The sequence below is a fragment of the Rheinheimera sp. ATLC3 genome (assembly GCF_059429535.1).
Genome location: NZ_CM182103.1, coordinates 1,190,944 through 1,215,565, shown reverse-complemented (window position 1 = coordinate 1,215,565; position 24,622 = coordinate 1,190,944). Strand labels below are relative to the sequence as shown.

Annotated in this window: 19 protein-coding genes and 3 tRNA genes; 13 read left to right on the top strand and 9 right to left on the bottom strand. The window is 48.8% G+C overall.

All coding sequences use genetic code 11. The features are described from left to right. Positions 1–9 precede the first annotated feature (9 nt). Positions 10–1,932 carry a phytase gene (locus tag AC5SV9_RS05740; RefSeq protein WP_475147091.1) on the top strand — a complete coding sequence of 641 codons (1,923 nt, stop codon included), beginning with the start codon at positions 10–12 and terminating at the stop codon, positions 1,930–1,932. Between the two features lie 61 nt (positions 1,933–1,993). Here AC5SV9_RS05740 and AC5SV9_RS05735 read toward each other — a convergent pair whose 3' ends face one another. From AC5SV9_RS05735 to AC5SV9_RS05720, 4 genes are all read right to left on the bottom strand, one after another. Beyond that, a complete protein-coding gene (locus AC5SV9_RS05735) occupies positions 1,994–2,377 on the bottom strand; it encodes a response regulator (RefSeq protein ID WP_134057214.1) in 384 nt (127 codons plus the stop codon). Between the two features lie 88 nt (positions 2,378–2,465). Next, entirely contained in the window at positions 2,466–3,563 is a 1,098-nt protein-coding gene (locus AC5SV9_RS05730) for a sensor histidine kinase (RefSeq protein WP_475147089.1), read from the bottom strand. A gap of 11 nt (positions 3,564–3,574) precedes the next feature. Then, the gene (locus tag AC5SV9_RS05725) at positions 3,575–4,261 is read right to left on the bottom strand and encodes a response regulator (protein WP_475147086.1); all 687 of its coding nucleotides are present in this window, start codon (positions 4,259–4,261) and stop codon (positions 3,575–3,577) included. A 17-nt stretch (positions 4,262–4,278) separates the two neighbouring features. Beyond that, positions 4,279–5,616, bottom strand: a complete 1,338-nt coding sequence (locus tag AC5SV9_RS05720) for a DUF4397 domain-containing protein (RefSeq protein WP_475147083.1) — start codon at positions 5,614–5,616, stop codon at positions 4,279–4,281. A 221-nt stretch (positions 5,617–5,837) separates the two neighbouring features. Between AC5SV9_RS05720 and AC5SV9_RS05715 the strand changes: the two genes are divergently transcribed. Further along, positions 5,838–7,391 (top strand): methyl-accepting chemotaxis protein, encoded by a 1,554-nt coding sequence (locus AC5SV9_RS05715; RefSeq protein ID WP_475147079.1) that lies wholly within the window; start codon positions 5,838–5,840, stop codon positions 7,389–7,391. An 81-nt stretch (positions 7,392–7,472) separates the two neighbouring features. On the opposite strand, the gene AC5SV9_RS05710 is transcribed toward AC5SV9_RS05715, so the two are convergent. Further along, positions 7,473–7,667: a hypothetical protein gene (locus AC5SV9_RS05710; protein WP_134057204.1), complete on the bottom strand. Its 195-nt coding sequence runs from the start codon at positions 7,665–7,667 to the stop codon at positions 7,473–7,475. A 212-nt stretch (positions 7,668–7,879) separates the two neighbouring features. Beyond that, positions 7,880–8,533: a DUF2726 domain-containing protein gene (locus AC5SV9_RS05705; protein WP_475147076.1), complete on the bottom strand. Its 654-nt coding sequence runs from the start codon at positions 8,531–8,533 to the stop codon at positions 7,880–7,882. Between the two features lie 239 nt (positions 8,534–8,772). Here AC5SV9_RS05705 and aceB point away from each other — a divergent pair, with 239 nt between their 5' ends. Continuing rightward, complete coding sequence (gene aceB, locus AC5SV9_RS05700; RefSeq protein ID WP_475147073.1) at positions 8,773–10,377, top strand: malate synthase A; 1,605 nt, start codon at positions 8,773–8,775, stop codon at positions 10,375–10,377. A gap of 300 nt (positions 10,378–10,677) precedes the next feature. On the opposite strand, the gene AC5SV9_RS05695 is transcribed toward aceB, so the two are convergent. After that, entirely contained in the window at positions 10,678–11,616 is a 939-nt protein-coding gene (locus AC5SV9_RS05695) for a LysR family transcriptional regulator (protein WP_475147072.1), read from the bottom strand. 228 nt (positions 11,617–11,844) lie between these two features. Here AC5SV9_RS05695 and AC5SV9_RS05690 point away from each other — a divergent pair, with 228 nt between their 5' ends. Together AC5SV9_RS05690 and AC5SV9_RS05685 are read left to right on the top strand one after the other, a co-directional pair. Continuing rightward, positions 11,845–13,440 (top strand): isocitrate lyase, encoded by a 1,596-nt coding sequence (locus tag AC5SV9_RS05690; protein WP_475147070.1) that lies wholly within the window; start codon positions 11,845–11,847, stop codon positions 13,438–13,440. A 176-nt stretch (positions 13,441–13,616) separates the two neighbouring features. Beyond that, positions 13,617–15,224: an endonuclease gene (locus AC5SV9_RS05685; protein ID WP_475147067.1), complete on the top strand. Its 1,608-nt coding sequence runs from the start codon at positions 13,617–13,619 to the stop codon at positions 15,222–15,224. 200 nt (positions 15,225–15,424) lie between these two features. Here the strand turns inward: AC5SV9_RS05685 and AC5SV9_RS05680 are convergent, their stop codons facing one another. Further along, complete coding sequence (locus AC5SV9_RS05680) at positions 15,425–18,187, bottom strand: hybrid sensor histidine kinase/response regulator (protein WP_475147065.1); 2,763 nt, start codon at positions 18,185–18,187, stop codon at positions 15,425–15,427. Between the two features lie 229 nt (positions 18,188–18,416). On the opposite strand from AC5SV9_RS05680, the gene AC5SV9_RS05675 reads away from it, so the two are divergent. The 8 genes from AC5SV9_RS05675 to AC5SV9_RS05640 all read left to right on the top strand — a co-directional run bounded on the left by AC5SV9_RS05675 (position 18,417) and on the right by AC5SV9_RS05640 (position 24,316). Further along, positions 18,417–18,492 (top strand) — tRNA-Phe (locus tag AC5SV9_RS05675). Between the two features lie 65 nt (positions 18,493–18,557). Further along, a tRNA-Thr gene (locus tag AC5SV9_RS05670) sits at positions 18,558–18,633 on the top strand. 19 nt (positions 18,634–18,652) lie between these two features. Beyond that, a tRNA-Phe gene (locus AC5SV9_RS05665) sits at positions 18,653–18,728 on the top strand. 143 nt (positions 18,729–18,871) lie between these two features. After that, a complete protein-coding gene (locus AC5SV9_RS05660) occupies positions 18,872–21,037 on the top strand; it encodes a prolyl oligopeptidase family serine peptidase (protein WP_475147063.1) in 2,166 nt (721 codons plus the stop codon). A gap of 235 nt (positions 21,038–21,272) precedes the next feature. Continuing rightward, a complete protein-coding gene (locus AC5SV9_RS05655; protein ID WP_475147061.1) occupies positions 21,273–22,487 on the top strand; it encodes a phosphopentomutase in 1,215 nt (404 codons plus the stop codon). A 9-nt stretch (positions 22,488–22,496) separates the two neighbouring features. Next, a complete protein-coding gene (deoD, locus tag AC5SV9_RS05650; RefSeq protein ID WP_475147059.1) occupies positions 22,497–23,198 on the top strand; it encodes a purine-nucleoside phosphorylase in 702 nt (233 codons plus the stop codon). A gap of 33 nt (positions 23,199–23,231) precedes the next feature. Beyond that, a complete protein-coding gene (gene gpt / locus AC5SV9_RS05645; RefSeq protein WP_475147056.1) occupies positions 23,232–23,702 on the top strand; it encodes a xanthine phosphoribosyltransferase in 471 nt (156 codons plus the stop codon). Between the two features lie 47 nt (positions 23,703–23,749). Further along, a complete protein-coding gene (locus tag AC5SV9_RS05640; RefSeq protein ID WP_475147055.1) occupies positions 23,750–24,316 on the top strand; it encodes a nucleoside deaminase in 567 nt (188 codons plus the stop codon). A gap of 17 nt (positions 24,317–24,333) precedes the next feature. Here AC5SV9_RS05640 and AC5SV9_RS05635 read toward each other — a convergent pair whose 3' ends face one another. After that, positions 24,334–24,558, bottom strand: coding sequence for a VF530 family protein (locus AC5SV9_RS05635; protein WP_475147053.1), 225 nt, complete (start codon positions 24,556–24,558; stop codon positions 24,334–24,336). Between the last annotated feature and the right edge of the window lie 64 nt (positions 24,559–24,622).

The following is a 24,622-nucleotide window of genomic DNA, read 5'->3' as shown; positions in this document are numbered from 1 at the left end:
GGGTAGGTTATGTCTTTGAATAATAAGTTTAGCTTAGCTGGTGTATCGTTACTGCTTGCGGCTGCATTAAGCGCCTGCCAAAGCAGTAATCAGGCTACAGACAGAAACGATGAGAAAAGCGTGACAGCACTGTCAGTGAGCGCCAGCCACTATCTGAACGTGACACTGGCTGATGAGCAATATCAGCTGATGACAGATGCTGCGCAATTACGTGTGCAAAAAGCAGATAAACTGATTGCCCGGCAAAGTGGTAAGTTCAGCCGCGTAGCATTGCAGACATTGGGGCCAGATGATGCGCTGCTGGCAGCCATGGAGTCAGACAGCAACAGCCTGATGCTGTGGCATCTGATGCCATCGGCTGCCCAGCCGCTGGTGTTGTTGCAACAGCACGTTGTCAGTAGCCGGGTGGTAGAGGATATTTGCTTTTATCGCAGCAGCGAAAATCAGCAACTGAGCCTGTTTCTGCTTGGCGGTCGTGGCGGTGCAGATCAGTTGCTGTTACAGCAGCAACAGCAATGGTTAGCTCAACCAGTGATCATTCGTGAGCTGAATGTACCTTACGACAGCACCGCCTGTGCGGTTGACCATCACTCGGGCAATTTGTATATCGCTGAAGCAGACCGGGCTATCTGGCGCTATCAGGCAGAACCGGAAGCCGATGAAGGCCGCAGTCTGGTTCAGGTTAATCAGCCTTTTGGTCAGTTGCAGGGTGAAGTAAAAGCGCTGGCGGTATTACCGGATTCAACTGTGCTGGCACTGGAAGAGGAGCCTGCCCGGCTGCTTCATCTGAGCAAAGAAGGCAAAGTACTGAGCAGTACTGTACTGGGGGCACTTGAAGAAGCCGGTAATTTATCGGTAAGCCAGCAACAGACAACATTACTGGCTTATGTCAGCAGTGAAGCTGTAGCTGCAGTGCAGCAGGTGCCGTTTAGGTTGGATACGGCGTTGTTTCAGCTCAGCAAGCCTGCCATCGCACAGGTTCAGCCTACTGTGCAGACTGAGGCGGCAAGTCAGCGCGGTGATGTGATTGATGACCCGGCGGTGTGGCATCACCCTGCCGTGGCGTCGCAAAGCCTTATTCTGGCAACCGATAAACGCGCCGGGCTTGATGTCTACAACATGCAGGGTAAGCGGGTACAGCAATTAGCAGTTGGCCGCCTGAATAATGTGGATGTCCGTTATGGTCTGAACTGGCACGGTAAGCCACACGATATTGCTGCAGCCAGCTCACGTGATGACAATAGCCTGCAACTGTTTGCCATTGACGCCTCGGGCAAACTGCATGATGCGGGCAAGGTGCATACCGGCCTGACAGATATTTATGGCTTGTGCCTGTACCAGGACACAAAAGATAAAACGGTATTTGTGTTTGTAAATGACAAGTCCGGTGTTATTGAGCAGTATCAGATAGACGCCAAAGGCACAGACTGGCAGGGCAACCTGGTGCGTACACTTAAAGTGCCAACGCAACCGGAAGGATGCGTAGCCGATGATCTCAATGCAGAATTGTTTGTCGGTGAAGAGGATGCCGGTATCTGGCGTTTTGCCGCGAATTACGCTGCTGGCAGCGAGGGTGAGAAGATCATTCTGGTTGATGGCGAGCGCCTGGTCGACGACGTTGAAGGGCTTGCATTGGCACACCATGGTGATAAGCGCTATCTGGTGGTATCGAGTCAGGGCAATGACAGCTACGTTGTGTATGATGCTGTAGCACCCTATACCGAGCGACTGCGCTTTCGTATAACGACTAACCCGCTACTGGGTATAGATGGTACATCAGAAACCGATGGGCTGGAGGTGACCACCCGCTCACTGGGGCCGGGTTTTGAACAGGGCGCTTTGATTGTGCAGGATGGCCGCAACCGGATGCCAGAGCAGGGGCAAAACCTGAAGTTTGTGCCCTGGCAGCATATTCTGCAGCAGTTACGTTGATTTGATTACTAATGCCAGAAACAAACAGGCCGCAATGATATGCGGCCTGTTCTAATGCCCGCTAATTCAGTTTTGCAGCTAAACAGCGTTCGACAATATTCTTAATCTTCTGCGGCGAGAAAGGTTTGGCGATAAAACCACTGGCGCCGGACGCAATGCTGCTTTTTACGTTTTCTACGGAATTGTGCGCTGTGACCATAACCACATGGGTTTTATCGGCTTTTGTTTTAATTTGCTGCAGAAGTTGCTGACCATTGATATCAGGCAGTTCGATATCCAGAAAGACCAGATCGTGCTGCTTTTCACCAAATACCTGCAAGCCCCGTTTGCCATTGGCGGCTTCATGAATATTACTTATACCCAGGTGTAGCAGGGTCTGACGTAAGTACTCGCGTACTGTATAAGCATCATCAATAATCAGTACTGAGCACTGTTGTTGGGTCATGACAGGTCCTTTGTAATTTTACCGCATGCGTTACAGTGTAACGCATAAAAATACAGGTACAAAAAATAGCTGTTGAGTTTAGCCGGTGTTACTGAACAGACCATGAACTTACACTAAAAGTAATAACAACTTTGAAACCGGCGATCGCACCATTATGCACAATATTGTTGACTGTAATGCTGCCGCCGCAAGCTTCAATTACGCGTTTGGCAATACTGAGGCCCAGGCCAATGCCATTATGGCTGCTGTGGGCGCGGAAAAACGGTGTGAACAGCCGGTCAAGGTGTTGCTCTGGCACTCCGGGCCCCTGATCACACACTTGCAAGCTCAACTGTTGTCCATGTTGCTGCAGGCTGACACTCACTTCTGAATACGCGGGGGTGTATTTTACCGCATTGCGGATCACGTTTTCTATTGCGCTGTATAGCAGCGACGGATCACCTTTAATATTGGCAACAGGACTAAGCTGTAACCACAATGATTTCTGGCTGGCACCGGCTTCAAGCCTTGCATCTTCACAAATTGACTCAACCAGATCAGTAAGGTCAACATCAATATGTTCAGGCTCTGCAGTGCCATCTTCCAGTTTTGAAAATGTCAGAATTTTGGCAACCAGCAAATCCAGTTTGGTTGCTTCTTGCTCAATTTTGGGTATCAGCAATTCAGCGTCAGCCGGTGATTGGCCAGCCAAACCACTTAGTATTTGAATACGGGCCAGTGGCGAGCGAAGTTCATGGGATACATCATGCAGTAAACGGCGCTGAGACGCGATGGCTTCGGCTGCCTGGGCAGCCATCTTATTAAAGTTTGTGCTTAAACTGCCAAACTCATCACGTCGTGCGGTCAGCTCAGGTCCAAGCTGAGTTTGCCATTTATTGCTGGCTAACCCGGCCAGTGCCTGTTTCAGTTGTTGTACCGGTCTTGCAATATAGCGGGCCAGCAGCCAGCTAAATACAACGCTGGCGCTGAGCAGTAGTAGCAGATGCAGCCATGGTCTGCGCCAAAAAGGTGGTGGCGGCATACGCTCAGGCGGCATATTCAGCTCGGCATGTGGCGGCTGCATAGTGAAGCCGGGTGGGCGCATATGCAGGTCATCCTGCCAGACAAACGTAAGCCGGACTAACATTATCGCCATCAGCAGCGTGGCCCAGAACACCAGAAAAAAACGCCAGAATAGTCGTTGCATGCTGTAAATCTCTATGAAAAAGCAGAGTATATGAACTGATAACCTTTACCACGTACTGCGGTGATCCATTGCCGGCCTTCAGGTCTTGGCCCAAGTTTCTGCCTGATGTGGCTGATGTGAACGTCGATACTGCGATCGAAACTGCTGAGTGGCTTACCTAGTGCCTGCTCAGACAGCTCTGCTTTGCTGATGATTTGCCCGGCTTTTTGTGCCAGCAAATACAGGATGCTGAACTCAGCCCCCGTTAGTTCAATTTTCTGCTTTTGCAGGTACACGGTGCGGCTGGACGAGCGGATGTTGAGCTCACCACATTGCAATTCTGTGTACTGTTGCTGATGCTGCACCCGGCGTAAGATAGCTTTTATGCGGGCAGTTAACTCACGTGGTAAACAGGGCTTGGCAACATAGTCATCCGCACCCAGCTCCAGTCCGACAACTTTATCCAGATCATCACCTCGGGCAGTCAGCATTATCACCGGAATACCGTTGCTATGTCTTATTTCCCGGAGCAGGGTTATACCATCCATTAGCGGCATCATGACATCCAGGATCAGCAGATCAAAGCTATTCTGGCGTAGGCAGGCTAGCCCGGTCATGGCGCTGTTATGTACAGTAACGTCAAAGCCATCTTTTTTCAGGTACTCTGCCAGCAAGCATGTCAGTTGAACATCATCATCAATAAGCAATAACCGGGTCACGATATCCTCAGATACTTTTAATGTAATAAACTTATTTTATAGTCAGCCGCGTCTGGTTCAGCGACCAGAAGGTAATTACGGCCAGCAACGAACTGTTCAGACTCTGACTCTGCCAGTAGCACTTTGTTCTTATTGTCATCGGTATATACCAGTAAGATACGGTATTCGCCGTCCGGCAAATTGATGTCGGTATGGGCGCCCTGGCTCAATGAGGTAATGTAATACTCAGTGGTATCAATCGTTTCGTTTGGCTGAACAAAGTAGAGGCTTAATGAAGGGTAGTCTGTAATGACATTCACAACACTGATATCAAAATCATAAATCTGCGGCAGGTTACTCTCTTCAACCACTATCGAACTTACTACTGCGCTACTGTTTTTAAATAATACTACTGCTTTACTCTCGCCCTGGTTCAGCGTCAGTAGTGCATTTTTCAGTAACGAATTGCCCTCCAGGTCTGTGGCTGATAAGCGGTAATCTGCGGCGTCCAGTTGCAGGTAGTCACTGAACGTATCATGTGCCAGACTGGTAAAAGCAATACTGTTGTTCAGATAGATATCGGTGGGGTTGGTACTGTCTACGCTGTTATATAACCTGAACTGCGCTGTTGCTGCTATGTCAGTCAGGTGTGTAACCGTAGTGGTATTGTTAATTACGTCTACCGCGATGTTACCTTGCAACGGGCCTGATGCTATACGTGGAACCAACACGTACTCTGTCAGATAACTAAAGCTATAACTGGATGAGGTGAAGATCACATCGTTACTGCCAGCTTCGGTAATGTAAATGATATAGCTGCCAAGCGTGAACTCAAGTGGCTCACTGATTTGCTGATAGTTTACGGTTGCGACCAGGCTGGCGTCAGCAAAGCTGGCATCCGAATCACTGATATAGACATCATAAGCGCTGTCTGCACTTAGTAAGCTGGCGACATACAACTTAAAGCTGTCTGTCAGGCTGTCATCACGTAAAAAAGCCAGGCTCAGCAAATCCGGGCTGGCGTAGTCACCGGCCAGCAGTAGCAAGTGCTTATAACTCTGCTTAAGCTCAATACTGTCTTCCAGTATGCTGACGTCATCTCCGGCGCTGTTAAGCCGGCTTAACGCTATATCATAAGTGCCGGCAGCGTAGCTCACAAGAGTTGTGGTATCGGTGTAGGTCGCACTGCCTGCTAGATAGCTGCTGTCGTTACTGTCGGTAAGCGTTAAACGGGTTGAAGTGCTGTTAGCCGAGCCGTTATATAGCTGAATATAGCTGCTGGTATAAGTTGCAGAAGTATCATCTGAACCGCTGCTGCCACATCCGGCCAACACCAGTGCTGCTAAAAGCGGGAAACAAAGTATAACAATACGCATAAAGCCTCATCACATTAAGTACTGAATCAGCGCTAAGAAGGCTGAAATACCGAACAGTTCCGGGCTTTACTCAGCTTTACCCGGCTTAACCTTTCTTAACCTCAATGCATTTATTGTTTTAACAATAAGTGACTTTATTCTTTAATCTTCATTGCCTTATTGTGAACTGTTGCTACTTTTAGAATTCAGGTTCAAAAAGGAACAGCAGGGAGCTCATTCTTATGCGTCGCAATATGCCGGTGACTAACACCGAACGTACTTTTCCGCCAAACCAGAAACTGATTTCTAATACTGACCTTAATGGCAATATCCGCCATTGTAATGATGCGTTTATCGCGATAAGTGGCTTTAGTAAAAGTGAGTTAATCGGTCAGCCACACAATATTGTTCGTCATCCGGATATGCCGCCTCTGGCTTACAAAATCATGTGGGAGCATTTAAAAGCCGGTAAACCCTGGATGGGGCTGGTAAAAAACCGCAGTAAAAATGGTGACTACTACTGGGTAGATGCGTATGTCACCCCTGTTACTGAAGCCGGAAAAGTAGTGGGGTATGAGTCAGTTCGTTCCTGTCCGTCGCGTGAAGACATTAAGCGGGCGGAAAAACTGTACAGTGCTATTAATCAGGGTAAGTTCCGCTCGCGCAATTTTCATCTTGGCTTTCCCAACATGGCTCTGGCCGCTGTTTTGCTGTTAGCTGCCGTTTTGTATTTCAACGGTTTTACCGGCTTAACCCTGATTACCATGGTGCTGGCGTTATTGTGTTACGCCGGCTGGGCTAACTACAGCAAGAAAAACGCACTCGACAGTGTTAAAACCTTACTGGCAAACTCGTTCCGGCATGAGCTGGCGGTGAAAACCTTTACTGATGACAAGCCTGATGTAGGTGAGCTAAAAGTCGCTGTGATGAGTTCCAGAGCCCACCTTGCTGCAGTGCTGAGCCGGATGGAAGATGCCGCCAAGAGTGTATCAGAGCAATCTGATCTGGGGCTTGAACTGGCCAAATCGTCAATGAAACTGATCCAGCGCCAGCAGCAGGAAACCGAACAAGCGGCTACCGCCATGCATCAGATGACGACCACTATTGCTGAAGTGTCAAAGCATGTGCAGGAAACCGCAGAACGGGCCGAGCAATCTAATGAGTTGGCGGGGCGCAGCAGACAGACCGCGACGATAACACGTAAAGCTATAGAAGAGTTGCGGCAAACCGTGAACGATATCAGTAACTCGGTGAAAGATGTGTCTGAGCAAACGAAAAAGATTGCGTCGGTGGCGCAAATGATAGAACAAATAGCCGAGCAAACTAATTTACTGGCACTTAACGCTGCGATAGAGGCGGCAAGGGCTGGTGAGCAAGGCCGCGGCTTTGCGGTTGTGGCGGATGAAGTGCGAAATCTGGCACAGCGTACTCAGGATTCAACCAAGGAAATTCATCAAATTATCAGTGATTTAACCAGTAGGGCGGATAACGCTGTCAGGGTGGCGCAAAACGGTACCACAGGTGCGGACGCCGGGTTGAGCAGGGTAAAAGAAACCGAAGAAATGCTAAATGGCATTTCAGATGCCGTTGGCAGTATCGCCCATATGTCGATTCAAATGGCGGCTGCGGTTGAAGAGCAAGCTAACGTGGCAGAGGAAGTGAATCAGCAGGTCGTGAATATTTCCAGCCTGGCTAACAATAGCCTGACAGAAGCCGGCAATTCAGCTGACAGTATTAAGCAGTTGCAACTGGTATCAAATGAACTGCATGAATTGGTTGTCAGGTTTGCCCGTTAAAAACCGCAGCAGAATTGTGTTGTGCTAAACGATAAAAAGGCCAGCTGAATGCTGGCCTTTGTTCTTATATCCACACCACTGTTACACGGTGATATTGATATTCTGTCCCAGGTTACCTACAGGGGATGAAGCCTGTACCTGCTCAACCGATTGCATAGCACTTTGTACCAGCATGGTCGCCATTTTAGCTTCCTGGTTTTGCTGCTTTTTGGCCATTACAGCCCCCAGTACTTCATAGCCCTGGTTTGATGCCGCAGCGCCAACGGATTGACTCATAGTACCTCCTATGCCAATTCCTCAACACTGTAACGGCGGAGTAAGAGTTTACTTTAGTAAATTATTTTATTTTTTTGCCAGTGAAAAAATAGCAGGTATCGGCATAGCTATTTTACGACCTGAGCTGTTTAGGGCTTATAAATAAAAAATGCCGCCCGTTGCAGCGGGCGGCATTCCAACTTAGCGCGGAGTGACTCATTTCTCCATGTGCGTTAAGAAGCCTGTATCAGCGCAGTCTGCTGCGCTTTAATCTGTGAATGTGACAAAGCAGGTACCGGCAATCTGTTGCCGCTGTCCACTGCCGGTTTCAAAGAGCGGACCGGCCGGGTTGGTCCTTTTTTCACTAATCCTTTAAACATTGGCTCTGGTTTGGCAACAGGTTTGCCAAGCCTCGATGCTATCGCCGCCTGTATATCAGCTGCTGTGTAGCCAGCTTTAATTTTCATCCGTAAGTAAGGGATAGCTGCGGCATCCAAAGCGCCATTTACAAACCAGTCAGGTACGGCTTTGTGGCCTTCTTTGCTGGTGTTGTTAACTAAATCCAGTACCGCGACTATGCTCAGATCGTTAGGGTCGCACAGTACAAAATCCAGATATTTGCCATTTAACTTCGTTAACGTATTACCGCGGCTTTTATCACTGATACCGGTTTTTAATTCCATAATATCAGCCAGCTTAACCCGGTTCAGAATTTTATATTCACCGCCAACGGCTTTTTCCAGCAGCTGCATAAATGACCTTTCAACCGGACTGAATAAACTGGTTTTCTTCTGTACCGGGAAAGGGTTACCACTGTCAATAAAGCGGCTGGCAACCATAGCTACCACAACAACTAATAATAAAATCAACAGCAGGACATATTCCATGCTTACCTCCGACAGAAATTTGACTCGGTGTCAGGTATATCGCAACACAGTGATAACTAAGCACAACTTGTGCCAATATTTCTTCTTGTTGGCCGGTTATGTTATTTATGTGCCGAATGGCTGGCATTGCCTGCATTGATACATTTTATAGTTGAAAAGCGCTTATAGTTAGTGCGTACCCCTGATAAGCCCGGCAGTGTGCAAAAAACGCTGCTGTGGCGGTAACCAAGGACAATATTATGACAACAAGCATCAGCCGTGCCGGATTATCCATCAATGCGCCTTTGACAACCGAATACGACACTATTTTAACAGAGCAGGCCTGTGCCTTGTTGGTGGAACTGACACGTGAGTTCCGGCCGGCGCTTAAGCAATTGCTTGCAGAGCGCCAGCAAGTACAGCAACGATATGACGCCGGCGAGTTGCCGGATTTTCTGGCTGATACAGCCAATATTCGCCAGTCAGATTGGCGCGTTGCTGCCATCCCGGCTGATTTGCAGGACAGAAGAGTTGAAATAACCGGGCCGGTTGATCGTAAGATGATCATCAATGCGTTAAATGCGGACGTAAAAGTATTTATGGCCGACTTTGAAGACTCACAGGCACCGAGTTGGAGTGGTGTGATAGAAGGTCAGATCAATCTGCGTGATGCCAACCTTGGCATTATCAGCTACACCGATCCGCAAACTGGTAAGCGGTATGCTTTAAAAGACGATCCGGCGCTGTTAATCGCACGCGTGCGCGGTTTACACCTGTGGGAAAAACACTTGCTGGTAGATGGTGAACAAATTCCCGGCGGCTTGATGGATTTCGCGCTGTATTTCCTGCATAACTATCAAACCCGGCTAAGTAACGGCACAGGAATGTATTACTACGTGCCTAAGCTGCAAAGCCATCTGGAAGCGAAATGGTGGGATGATGTCTTCCGTTATACAGAGCAAAAGTTCGGCCAGCCAGTTGGTACCGTGCGGGCAACGGTACTGATTGAAACTCTGCCGGCTGTGTTCGAGATGGATGAAATTCTGTATATGTTGCGTGACCACATCGTGGCGCTAAATTGTGGCCGCTGGGATTATATTTTTAGTTATATCAAAACGTTAAAGAATCATGCTGACCGCGTGCTACCTGATCGCCAGGTGGTAACGATGAAACAGCCATTTTTGAATGCTTATTCCCGCTTGCTGGTAAAAACCTGTCATAAACGTGGGGCGCTGGCGATGGGCGGTATGGCAGCTTTTATTCCGGCCAAAGATGCTGAGCAAAATGCTGCAATTCTGGCCAAAGTCACCGCCGATAAAGAGCTGGAAGCCAGTAATGGCCATGATGGTACCTGGGTGGCGCACCCGGGGCTTGCAGCAACGGCAAATGCGGTGTTCGATAAATATTTAGCGGGTGGTAAGCAGAATCAGCTAGACGTAAGCCGTGCGGAAGATGAAGAAATCAGCGCAGCGCAGTTGCTGGCGCCCTGTGATGGTGAGCGCACAGAAGAGGGCATGCGCACCAATATTCGCGTAGCGCTGCAGTATATCGCTGCCTGGATCAGTGGCAAAGGCTGCGTGCCGATTTATGGCCTGATGGAGGATGCCGCCACTGCGGAGATTTCCCGTACCTCTATCTGGCAGTGGATTAAACATGGTAAGAGCTTAAGTAACGGTAAGCTGATTACCAAAGCCTTATTTGCTTCTATGTTGGAGGAAGAGGCAAAAGTGGTGAAAGCAGAGGTAGGCGAGGCAACATGGGCGGAGCAAAACTTCGACCGGGCGCAAACTTTACTGTTGGATATCACGACTTCTGATCAGTTGGTAGATTTTCTAACCCTGCCAGCCTATCAGTTACTTGACTAAACCTGAGTAAACCAAGCCAAAGGCGCTGACTTGCTGACAGCGCCTTTTTTGTTTGCTGCACTTTTAGCTGGGCAGGAGGGGCTGGAACCCCGTTTTGGTCGTCACAGAGTGTCTGAGTGAGTGCGCAAGCGCGAGCGAGTTGCTGTGACGAGCCAAGGCGGGTGTTGCAGCACATCCTCTGCAAAACAGCGGGACAAAACACTTTTCCTCATTCGCCGGGGCAACTCGCCCTTATGCCTACGGCAGGGCTCAGACACTCCCCGACTCATTCAAAAAAGGTTTTATCCCTGTTAGGTAGGCTTAATTCAGCTCGTCTGCTGTTTCAACAATCAGCCGGCGAAACCAGATATGGCTGGCGTCCTGATGCAGTAGCGGACTCCAAATCATTTTCAGCTCAATTGACGGTATGGCAAACGGTGGGTCCATAATAGCCATTGTCGGATCTTTGTCATACAACTTAGCCGCCCGGCTGGGCAAAGTGGCAATTAAATCAATGCCGACCGCCAAATGCATTGCTACATGGTAGTTGCGGGTAAATACCGAAATACTGCGTTGTTTGCCCAGTTTTGCCAGCGCTTCGTCTACCCAGCCTAATTTTTGTACATCTTTCGGATCCATGCCCACGCCAACGCCAAAGCCGGTTTTACTAACCCAGATATGTTGCGCTTTTAAGTAACTGTCCAGATTGAAATTTTTAAGTACCGGGTTTTGCGCATTAATCAGGCAGGAGAAGCTATCGCGCCAGACGGTTTTCTGATGGAACGATTGCGGCAGCTGGTCAAAACGGTTAATTGCCATATCCACTTTGCCATTTTCGACATCGTGAAAAGTCACATCGGAGGGGGTCATAATATCCAGACTGGTGTTAGGTGCCTGCACCCGCATTTTTTTCAGCAGTGCGGGGATCAACGTTGAGGCGGCGTAATCGCTGGCCATAATGCGAAACACGCGCTGGCTGTTCTGAGGCTCAAAATCTTTGTTCGGTTGCAGGGTTTCTTCCAGCGTCAATAAAACGCCACGTACCACAGGTGCCAGTTCACGTGCCCGTTCTGTCGGCACCATACCATCTGATGTGCGCACTAAAATAGGATCATTCAGTAAATCACGCAGCCGTTTTAAGCCATTACTCATCGCCGGTTGAGTGATATTAAGCTGATTTGCGGCGCGGGTAACATTCTTCTCGCGCAGTAAGACATCTAAGTAAACCAGCAGGTTTAAATCCATTTTATTGATATTCATTACTTAAATATTCCCACCAGCTTTCATAATTTGACTGAATCATAGCATTAGCCGGCAGGCCAGCGTCAAGCCACCTTTAGTATTAATCGTATGAATGGCCAGCATCACAAAAATCACCTTTATGAATTATAAAAATGAAACCTATAGTGTAATGCAACAGGTAACACATCAGCCTGGGAACAGTCAGCGTCCGGCAAGCCGGGCAATAAGCAAGAAGAGGATACTGCTATGTCAGCTTACCAAGATGCAATACAACAAATCGCACAGTTACGTCAGCAGAATGGCGAGGCCTGGGCCGCGATAAACCCGGAGTCAGCTGCACGAATGAAACTGCAAAACCGGTTTAACACGGGTTTAGATATTGCGAAATATACCGCCAAAGTGATGCGCGAAGATATGGCCGCTTACGATGCTGACAGCAGCCAATATACGCAGTCTTTAGGTTGCTGGCATGGCTTCGTAGGTCAGCAGAAACTGATCGCTATTAAGAAACATTTCGGCACGACTAAAAGAAAATACCTGTATTTATCGGGCTGGATGATTGCGGCGCTGCGCTCAGACTTCGGCCCGTTGCCGGATCAGTCGATGCATGAGAAAACGGCTGTCCCCGCGTTGATTGAAGAACTGTATACCTTTTTAAAGCAAGCTGATGCGCGGGAGCTGGGTGGCTTGTTCCGTGAGCTGGATGCCGCTAAAGCAGGCAATGATGCTGCCAAAGTGGCAGCAGTGCAGAGCAAAATTGATAGCTTTGAAACCCATGTGGTGCCGATTATTGCCGATATTGATGCCGGCTTTGGTAACGAAGAAGCCACTTACCTGCTGGCGAAGAAAATGATTGAAGCGGGTGCCTGTGCCATTCAGATTGAAAACCAGGTATCGGATGAGAAACAGTGTGGACACCAGGACGGCAAAGTGACAGTGCCACATGCTGATTTCCTGGCAAAAATTAATGCGGTCCGTTACGCCTTCCTCGAGCTGGGTGTAGATGACGGCATCATCGTGGCCCGCACCGACTCTTTGGGAGCCGGCTTAACCAAGCAAATCGCGGTGACTAATAAGCCAGGCGATCTGGGCGATTTATACAACAGCTTCCTCGATGGCGATGTAATCAACGGGGCAGATGATATCGCTAACGGCGATGTTGTGGTGAAAGCCAACGGCAAGTTATTAAAGCCAAAGCGCTTAGCCAGCGGCTTGTTCCAGTTTAAACAGGGTAGTGGTGTTGATCGCGTGGTGCTGGATTGTATTACTTCGCTGCAGCATGGCGCAGATTTACTATGGATCGAGACTGAGAAGCCGCATATTGGCCAGATCAAAGAGATGGTCGACCGAATTCGTGAAGTGGTACCGTCGGCCAAGCTGGTATACAACAACAGCCCAAGCTTTAACTGGACGCTGAATTTCCGCCAGCAGGTGTTTGATGCCTGGAAAACGGATGGCAAAGATGTATCGGCTTATGACCGTGCACAGCTGATGAGCGCCGAATACGATACAACAGAGCTGGCGCAGGAAGCGGACAACCGTATCCGTACCTTCCAGGTTGATGCGGCACGTGAAGCGGGTATTTTCCATCACTTGATCACTTTGCCAACTTACCATACTGCGGCTTTGTCAACCGACAATCTGGCAAAAGAGTACTTCGGTGCGGCCGGTATGTTGGGCTATGTTGAAGGTGTACAGCGTAAAGAGATCCGCCAGGGCATTGCCTGTGTTAAACACCAGAATATGTCAGGTTCAGACATCGGTGATGATCATAAAGAATATTTCTCCGGTGAAGCAGCATTAAAAGCCGGGGGCACGCACAACACTATGAACCAGTTTTAAGTCGTTAGCTGAAAACAATTTACGCTACGTGGTCAGGTAACTGACAGTTGGGCAGCCAGTGGCTGCCCTTTTTTATTTCATAAATAATTCATCATAACGCTGTTTTTATACAAAAATGTTGCAATAGTGTATCTGGAGTGGTGCTTGTTCTAACCTTAATCACAGGATACGTTGCGATGAAAAAGATACTTTACCTGCTTGGCTTGCTTGCTGTCAGCGCGACAGCCGCCAGAGCTGATATTGAAAATGGCGGTTTTGACCAATGGTCAGCCAATATCCCGGCGGGCTGGAACCTGATCGACAGTGGTATTACGCTGACACCTTCTACCGGTATTAAACTCACAGGCAATTACAGTGCGGCTGTGGCCGTCAATACCACTGATCAGGCGGCGACTGATTTGCGTCAGGCAGTAACCGTCAGCGCCGGACAAAGTTACCCTTTTAGTGTGTCGGTGTATCACACCGAGGGGCATGTCAGAGCACGGCTGTATGTTGATGGTTATCAGGGCTATTCGAATGAAGCGCTGACAGGCCAATGGCAAACACTAAGCTTCAATTACACAGCGACCACTAACGGCACTATTGAAGTTGGCTTACGGTTTTATGATGTCGCCGGCTTTGATGGCAGTGAACTGGTGTATGTGGATGACTTCCAGCCCTCTGCTACATCAACGCCGCCAGGCAGCAGTTGCAATGCAAATACACTGACATTTGAGCTGACGACCGACAACTATGGTGCTGAAACCAGTTGGCAGCTGGCTGACAGCAATAATCAACAAGTTTATGCCGGGGCGGGGTATGCCAGTGACAGCAGCTTCAGTGAACAGTGGTGCCTGAGCGATGGTGATTATGCGTTCACCATAAGCGACAGTTACGGTGACGGTATCTGCTGCAGTTATGGTAATGGTAGTTATCAGCTAAGCCTGAATGGCGCAGACATATTTAGTGGTGGCAGTTTTACCAGCACTAAGAAGCATAACTTTAGCCTTGGCACCGGTGATGGCAGCGATGATTTAGATGCCTACTATGCGGCTGCAGCCGGTTTAACGGGCTATACGTTAAAAACCGCCCTACATAATATTATCAAAAACCACAGTGCTCAGGGGTATAGCGCGTTGTGGACTTTTTACAGCATGTACGAGCTGGATACTTACTATGAACAGGATGGCAGTATTTTAGATATCTACTCAGAGAATCCCGGCGGGGCGGATGGATATCAGTACGCGGCAACGGTGAACCAGTGCGGCAGTTATAATAGTGAGGCAGATTGCTACAACCGTGAGCACTCATTTCCACGCAGCTGGTTTGGCGGTGCAGTCGAGCCGATGAACTCTGATGTACACCATATTTTTGCCACCGACGGTTTTGTTAACTCCAAACGCAGCAGCTTTCCGTATGGCAAAGTCGGTACGGCCAGTTATATCTCGACAAACGGCTCTAAACTAGGCAATGCATTAAGTAGTAGTGGGTACAGTGGTACAGTGTTCGAGCCCATTGATGAGTTTAAGGGTGACATTGCCCGGGCTTATTTTTATATGGCAACCCGTTATCAGGACCGGTTAGCAAACTGGCAGGGTAACAGCAGTGAAGCCAATGCCGCACTGAACGGTACTACGACTCAGGTATTCGAAAGCTGGTTGTTGCAGCTGCTGAAGCAGTGGCATGTGCAGGATCCTGTTAGTCAGAAAGAGCGTGACCGCAATGATGCAGCCTATCAGTACCAGGGCAACCGTAACCCTTTTGTCGACTATCCGCAGTTTGTCAGCGCAATTTGGGGCAACTAACAGCCATGAAAACGCCGGCTAAGCTGCAATGCTGAGTATTTAAGCTGAGTCGGTCTGTCCTAAGCCAACCGTCTCAGCCCTGGATGGGCTGAGAGGAGCCCCCAGGGACTGGGTTCACGGCGTGTTGGTGTGGGCAAACCGACTGCAGCCGGACGCTCAACTTACTGACTTTAAGCTAAGCTGGCGTTTTACTGTGATTGCTAATAACGCTGCTGCACATAGGCGACCACATCCTGATACTTCTCCTGCATCAGACGGATATCCTCGTTAATCACTGGCCAATCACTTTCCTCAGCGGCTTTTTCCAGCTTTAGTGCTTGCTCGGCTAAACTGATTGCGCCGACGCTCTTGGCGACAGATTTAAACTGATGCGCGACGGCCCGGACATTACTACGGTCCTGATTATCAGCATGCAGATGCAAATTCTGCAGTAAATCTGCAGCATGTCTGACAAAGTAGTTCAGATGTTCTTCATGCTTAGCCGGGTCATTGCCGAGAAAATTAGCAATAGTGGTAAAGCAGATTGGCGAGGGGGGCTGCGCCGTGTCAGTCGATGCGACGCCGGGTTTCATTGGGTCGGCCTGATGAGGTAACCAGCGTGATAGCATCGTGGCCAAAGTATCGAGTTCAACAGGTTTGGTAATATATCCATCCATACCGATACTCAGGCACTTCTGCTCTTCGCCTTTGAGCGCGTTAGCTGTCACTGCAATAATGCGGGTAAACTCAGCACCTTCGCTCAAATGCAGGCTCTCCTTGCGGATGGTGCTGGCTAAATCATAACCGCTCATATTGGGCATATGTAAATCGGTCAGGATTAATGGATAGTGGAAGCGGCGCCATTTTTCCAGCGCTATTGCGCCATCATCAGCAACCTCGACGGCGTAGCCAAGCGCATTTAGCTGATCAACAATCACGCGCTGATTCATCAGGTTGTCTTCCGCCAGCAATACTAAGCGTTTTTGTTTTCTGGCTTGTTCTATAGACGGCGCTTTGGCGGTAATCGTTTTTTCACCGGCATAAATGGGTTTAGCTTTACGCTTAGCCGCTATTAGCACAGCGTCATACAAGTGGCTGCGGCAGATAGGCGAGCTGTGCAGGTAGTAAACCCTATCGGTACTGCGCTCAGACAGCTCAACCTGATTGGTGATCACAACAAACTGCACCTGGCTCATGGCTGGCAGCTGCTGCAACTGTTCTATCTGATTGGCCGAGATTTGCTCATAAGTTGCATCTAACACCCAGACTGCAGCCTGCTTGGGTGGCAGCGGTTTCATCGTTTGTGCTTTTTGCAGCAGAGCTTCAAAACTGTTGGCTACATCAAGTTCTGCACCTGCATATTCAAAATACGCACTTAAATGGGTTTGGTTATGCAAATCTGTCGTGAACAGGCACAGATGAATATCGTTAAGCTGCTCTTTATCCAGATACTGAATTTCATCAGAGCGGCGCATGGGGATGCGTACCCTGAACTCTGTTCCCTGCTCAACCTGACTTTGCACATTTATATCGCCATACATTAACGTGGCCAGGCGCTGGCAGATAGATAAACCCAGGCCGGTGCCGCCAAACTTACGGGTAATAGAGCCTTCTGCCTGGTTAAAGGGTTGGAAAACATAGCTGATCTGACGTTGAGTCATGCCTTTGCCGTTATCAACAATGCTGAACTGGATTTGGCTGAAATCCATATTTTCTTCCAGCATTTCGGCTTTGATTATCACCAGGCCGGTTTTTTCCGGTGTGGTCTGGGTGAACTTAATGGCATTGCCGGCCAGGTTGTACAATATCTGCCGCAAGCGCACCGGGTCGCCGACCAAACCGTCAGGTATGCGTGGGTCGACAAACATTTTTAAATCAATTTGCCGCTGATAAGCCACTGAAACTAAAATCCGGCCTACCGCCTCAATGATATCAACCAGGGACAACGGGATAGTTTCCAGCTCCAGTTTACCGGCTTCAATTTTTGAGAAATCCAGAATGTCGTCAAGAATGCGCAGCAAGGAAAAGGATGACTCGCGCACTGTATCGGTCATACGAAATTGTGAGGTTGATAGCTGGGTTTTTCGCAGTAAATCTATGGTACCGATAATGCCGTTCATCGGCGTACGGATTTCATGGCTCATTGTTGCCAGAAAGGTTGATTTGGCTTCATTGGCTTTTTCGGCTGTCAGCTTAGCGGTTTCCAATGCATCGGTGCGCTCTTTAATACGGGTGTCGACTTCCTGTCTGAGCGTTTTAATGTTTTGCTCTGATGCCGCCAATGCTTCCTGAGTTTGTTCTATTTTTCGAAATAGCTGGTTTATATAACTGCCCAGCACACCGTAACTGTCCTGAGCATGGCTATCCACGCTGGCATTGAACTGCTCTTTTTCCAATGCCTGACTGGTGCCTTGCAACAGCGGTTTAATACGGCGACTGAAGAAACCGGATATTGCAGAGGCGAAGAAACCACTTAACAGTAAACCCAGTAACAGGCTGGCAACAGACACCGCCGCATATGGCCACAGCGGTTTGATATCGGGCTGTTGCACATAGATCAGCAGCGCATTTTGCTGCTCGCCCAGCGCCACCAGCTGATGAACAATCAGATAACCATTTTGCTGCTCGGCAATTTCCTGCCATTGCGGCTGCGGCACATAGCCCTGCACATTATTGGTATTGGCAATAAGCTCAGTGTCACCCCGCTCACTATGGTGGTATAGATACAGTGCACGGCTCGCATCACCATTACGGGTTTGAAACAGTACCTGCTCAGTGGCGCTGATATCATTGCGGCGCAGCAAAGGGGCGACCGCACGGCTGACCAGCTTTGTTTCTGCCACCAGCCGTTCTAACTGCTTTTCTGCAAAGTTGGGGTCGGGCTTACTCAGTAGCATAAAAAGTGCAGCCTGCACTGCGAGTGTGAGTACACACATCAGTACCAGACGTTTAAAGATCGGTTTACTAAACGACGTATTTTTCATTAGTGGTCCAATTTTTGATTGTTTATGCTGCAAGCAGAACAATTTGCCGGGCATTTTAACAACTTTTGGCCCGTTAGGTAGTGGCTTTATTGTGCGCTTTGTTCGACACCATTTTATGGCGGTGTGCTGAGGTTTTATTCGTATTGCTCAACTTATAAGCTAACGCACTGCCGGTTCTAAAATATCTGTTGACTTAAGATCGTAAAATCCGTTTAATACGACCCGCGTTGCCCAGATAGCTCAGTCGGTAGAGCAGCGGATTGAAAATCCGCGTGTCCCTGGTTCGATTCCGGGTCTGGGCACCATCAGTTCAGGTGCTAAAGTTGTTGTAACGTAGCAGATTTCAACAGCTTTTTCCACGATGCAACTTGCCGCTTTAGCTCAGTTGGTAGAGCAACTGACTTGTAATCAGTAGGTCATCCGTTCGACTCGGATAAGCGGCACCATTTTGCGTCACACAGTTTTGCCCAGATAGCTCAGTCGGTAGAGCAGCGGATTGAAAATCCGCGTGTCCCTGGTTCGATTCCGGGTCTGGGCACCATAAACACAAAGGCCTGTCTTACGACAGGCCTTTTTGTTTCCCGCCAAATACCCCAGAAAATGCGCCGGGCAGAAATAGGCAAAACGACGCTTCTTTGTTAAGCTCGGTCGCGATAAAACAACAAGAAACAGGGAATTTCATTGATGAAACACGTATTAAGTATCCTGGCTGTATCCTTACTGGCAGCCTGCGGCAGTGAATCCAACACTCAATCAGCAACTGAACCCAATGCGATGACTATGACTGAAACAGTAAAAACGCCTTTAAGCTATCCGCAAACAGCTAAAAGTGATGTGGTGGACACCTATTTTGAGCAGACTGTTGCCGATCCTTATCGTTGGCTGGAAGATGATCGCAGTGCAGAGACAGAAGCCTGGGTAAAAGCACAGAATAAGGTGACGTTCGGTTACCTTGAACAAATTCCGTACCGGGAACAGATTAAACAGAAGCTGGCTGCATCCTGGAACTATGAAAAAGTCACGGCGCCGTTTAAAGAAGGTAAATATACCTACTTCTATAAAAATGACGGCTTGCAAAATCAGTATGTGTTGTACCGGCAACTGGACGACGGCAGCAGCGAAGTATTCCTTGACCCTAACACTTTCAGCAGCGACGGTACCACTTCGTTAGCGGAAGTAAGTTTTTCCAAAGATGGCTCAAAGCTGGCGTATTCTATTTCTGAAGGTGGCAGTGACTGGCGCAAAATTATTGTTATCGATGTTGAAACCAAACAACAACTGGAGCCGGAACTGGTAGATGTGAAGTTCAGCGGCATTAGCTGGTTTGGCAATGAAGGTTTCTATTACTCAAGTTACGACAAACCGGATGGCAGTGAGCTGTCAGCTAAAACGGACCAGCATAAACTGTATTACCACAAGCTTGGTACACCACAAAAAGACGATGCCGTCATTTTTGGCGCGACAGAGCAGCAAAAACACCGTTATGTCGGTGCTTCGGTAACAGAAGATGACCATTACCTGCTGATTTCTGCTGCTGTATCAACGTCGGGTAATAAACTGTTTTTGAAAGACCTGACCAAGCCAGGCAGTGAGCTGGTGACAATTTTAGATCACACTGATTCAGATACCGATTTACTCGATAACGATGGCAGTAAGTTGTATCTGGTCACTAACTTAAACGCACCGAACAAGAAAGTCGTTGCGGTAGATGCCGCTAAACCGCAACCAGAGCATTGGGTTGATGTGATCCCGCAAACAGATAACGTGCTGAGCGTATCAACCGGTGGCGGTTATATTTTTGCCGAATATATGGTTGACGCCATCGCTAAAGTACAGCAATACGATTACAGCGGTAAGCTGGTACGTGATGTTACGTTACCAGGGCTTGGCAGTGTTGGTGGCTTCAGCGGTAAAAAAGAAGATAAGACGCTGTATTACACTTTTACCAACTACACCACTGCGCAAACGATTTACAGCTTTGCACCTGAGTCAGGCAGCTCAGATATTTACAATAAATCCGGTGCTGACTTTGACAGTAATAACTATGTGTCTGAGCAGGTGTTTTACACCTCAAAAGACGGCACTAAGGTGCCTATGTTAATCAGCTATAAAAAAGGTCTGAAACGTGATGGTACTAACCCAACGATTCTGTACGGTTATGGTGGTTTTAACGTTAGTCTGACTCCGGGTTTTAATATTCCTAATGCCGTGTGGATGGAAATGGGTGGTGTGTACGCCGTGCCTAACCTGCGTGGTGGCGGTGAGTATGGTAAAGCCTGGCATGATGCCGGTACCCAGCTGAAAAAACAGAACGTGTTTGATGATTTTATCGCTGCTGCCGAGTATCTGCAGGCACAGGGTTATACATCAAAAGACAAGCTGGCTATCCGTGGCGGTTCAAACGGCGGCCTGTTGGTGGGCGCCGTGATGACACAGCGGCCTGAGCTGATGAAAGTGGCCCTGCCAGCAGTGGGGGTCATGGATATGTTGCGCTATCATACTTTTACAGCCGGAGCAGGCTGGGCTTACGACTATGGCACCAGCGAGCAAAGCAAAGAAATGTTCGACTATCTGCGCGGTTATTCGCCGGTACATAACGTAAAAGCCGGAGTTACTTATCCGGCCACGATGGTGACAACGGCAGATCACGATGATCGTGTAGTGCCTGCGCACTCATTTAAGTTTGCTGCTGAGTTGCAGCAGAAAGATGCCGGTCCTAACCCGCAGCTTATTCGTATTGAAACCAATGCCGGTCATGGTGCCGGTACGCCGGTATCAAAACAGATTGAGCAAATGGCAGATATTTTTAGTTTTACGCTGTATAACATGGGTTACAAGCAGTTGCCGTAACGTATGATAAGCCGGAAAACCCGCCGCTTTTGGCGGGTTTTTTATAGGTGTTTTTTACCGGTAAGTGATGCGCAAAGCTGTTGTTATATTGTAAAGCGGCGAACTTCGATTTACACTGCGTGCCCTTTTTTAAAATGTGATGCGCAGTGAGTCGCTGAACACTTGATGGTTCAATGTGGTCAGACGTAACAGCGACACATGAGTAAAAATCACAGATCAACACAGGAGCAGGGTAATGGCGAGAAAAGCAGTGATCCTGGTATTAGACAGTTTTGGTATCGGCTATGCGCCGGATGCAGACAAGTTTGGCGACACTGGCGCCAATACCTTTGCCAGCATTGCCCGGGTGTTCCAGCAGCAAAAAGGCCGTCAACTGGCGTTGCCTAACCTAGCGGGCCTTGGGTTGGTAAAAGCAGCTCAAGCTGCCTCAGGCGGTAAGCAAGCCGACATTGCAGACGCGCAAAAGATTTTAGGTGCTTACGGTTACGCCAAAGAGCTCAGCAGCGGTAAAGACACACCAAGCGGGCACTGGGAAATTGCAGGTGTGCCTGTGTTATTTGATTGGGGATATTTTTCTGACAAAACCAATAGTTTTCCAACAGAGCTGATAAGCGAGCTTTGTCAGCGCACCGGTGTGCCGGGAATTCTGGGCAATTGCCACGCGTCAGGTACCGATATTCTGGTAAAGCTGGGGGATGAGCATGTGCGCACCGGTATGCCAATTTGTTATACCTCGGCAGACAGCGTATTTCAGGTCGCGGCACATGAAGAGCACTTTGGTTTACAAAAGCTACTGGACTTTTGTCTGGTTGCGCGCGAACTGCTGGATAAGTACAACATTGGCCGGGTGATAGCGCGCCCTTTTACCGGGGATAGCCCGGCAAACTATGCCCGTACCGGTAACCGGCGCGATTATTCCGTATTGCCGCCGGCACCGACAGTTTTGGATAAGCTGACCTCGGCCGGTGGCGAGGTTATTAGTATCGGTAAAATTGCTGATATTTATGCTCATCAGGGCATCAGCCAGAGCCTAAAAGCGACGGGTCTGGAAGCCTTAGTTGACACGACGCTGGCGCAGATGCAAAAGCAGGGTGATAACAGTATCGTTTTTACCAATCTGGTTGATTTTGACCAGAACTTTGGCCATCGGCGCGACCCAATCGGCTATGGTGAAGCGCTGGAATATTTTGACCGGCGCCTGCCTGAGCTGATGGCGGCCTGTGATGCTGACACTATGTTATTGCTGACTGCTGATCATGGCTGCGACCCTACCTGGCAGGGCACTGAGCATACGCGTGAATATATTCCGGTGCTGGTGTATAAACCCGGCATGCAGGCAACCGATTTAGGTGAGCGTCAGAGCTTTGCCGATATAGGCCAGACGCTGGCCGATTATTTTGGGCTGGACGCTATGGCGTACGGCGATTCGTTTAAAAATAAAATTAACTAAGAGACCTCTATGGCTACTCCGCACATTAATGCGCCAGAGGGCGCTTTTGCTGAAACTGTATTAATGCCTGGCGACCCGTTACGTGCCAAGCATATTGCTGAAACCTTTTTAACGGATGCGGTGTGTGTTAATACCGTACGGAATATGTTTGGTTATACCGGTACCTATAACGGTAAACCTGTCAGTGTGCTGGGTTCAGGGATGGGCGTACCGTCTATGTCTATCTATGCCACTGAACTGGTAAAGTTTTATGGCGTGAAAAACATCATCCGTATCGGTTCCTGTGGTGGTTTACCTTTATCTGTAAAAGTGCGAGATGTGGTCATCGGTATGGGTGCCAGCACGGATTCAGGTGTAAACCGTAACCGGCTAGCCGGTATGGACTTTGCTGCAATTGCCAGCTTTGATTTGCTGGAGAAAGCCGTTGCTGCCGCGCGCGCTAAAGATATTAATGTCAAAGTGGGTAATGTGTTTACCTCTGATCTGTTCTACAACCCGAGTGAAACCTTGTTTGATACACTGGAGAAATATGGCGTACTTGCAGTAGAGATGGAAGCTGCTGGCTTGTATGGTGTTGCCGCCGAGTATGGTATCAATGCGCTGGCGATCTTTACCGTTAGTGATCATATCCGCACCGGCGAGGCATTAAGTGCTGAACTGCGCCAGACCAGTTTTAACGAAATGGTCGAAGTGGCATTGGGTTGTTTATAATTTCCGATTAACCGATTTTGCAGGACAGACATTATGTCGCTATCAACCAATAAAATGTTTTATGTGTCGTGGGAAGCTTTCCATCGGGCAACTAAAGAGCTGGCGCATCAGCTGCTGGGTAAAGAATACAACGCGATAGTGGCGGTAAGCCGCGGTGGTTTGGTACCTGCTGCAATTTTAGCGCGTGAGCTGAACATTCGTGTGGTTGACAGTATCTGTGTCGCCAGCTACGAACATGATAAGCAGGGCAGTCTGCGTATTCTTAAAGATGCCAGCCTGCAGGATGATAAGAAACTGCTGATTGTTGATGATCTGGTCGATACCGGTGAAACTGCCAAAGCGCTGAGAGAGCATTTTCCTAAAGCCTGTTTTGTGACGGTGTATGCCAAACCTCAGGGTAAACCGCTGGTTGATCATTATATTACCGATATTGAACAGGATACCTGGATCCAACTGCCATGGGATATGGAACTGGCATACAGTAAACCGCTGGCCGACAAGTAACAGACTAATCAGGCCCGCTGTTGCGGGCTTTTTTTTGAGGAACATAAATGAACAAGCATCAGGTTATGCTGGATTTACCTGGCTGGGTAGACGAAGTTGTTGACTGGAGCAAGGTCTACAACAGTGACGATGAGAAGATGGCCGTGGCCGTAGAGTTATCCCGCCAGAATGTACTACGCGCAACCGGCGGCCCTTTTGGCAGTGCCATTTTTGACATGAATAGCGGTAAGCTGGTCAGTGTTGGCGTAAACCGCGTGATGCCACTGCATAACTCTACTGCCCATGGTGAAATGATGGCCATCATGCTGGCAGAGCATAAAGTGCAAAGTTTTAGTTTGTCAGCCGATGGGGTGAAGCGTGAGTTGTTCACCTCTTGTGAACCCTGCGCTATGTGTCTGGGCGGCACGCTGTGGAGTGGGGTAAAACGCCTGGTATGTGCCGCCACGGCAGAAGATGCCCGGGCAATAGGGTTTGATGAAGGCCCGGTATTTGACAGCAGCTATGCCTATTTGCAGCAAGCCGGGGTCGAGGTTGTGCGCTTAGTGCAGCGCGATGCAGCGAACGATGTACTGCAGCACTATCTTGGCGGTGGTGGCACCATATACAACGGCTGAAGCCCGGGCAGGCTGTATCAACGCTGCTGATACAGCTTTTGGGCGACAAACAGGTCTTCAACTTTTTGCCGTGCCCAGGGCGTTTTACGCAAAAACTTTAAACTGCTTTTTACCGAAGGATCCTGTTTAAAGCAGTTGATATCAATCTGTTTTGCCAGCCCAGGCCAGCCAAAGTGGTCTACCAGTGCCGTGACAATTTGCTCCAGCGTAAAACCATGCAGCGGATTATTGGCTTGCGTCATATCGGAATCCTTAACTCAGCATAAAAAAATAGCCACCCGAAGGTGGCTATGCTAGCAAAATTTT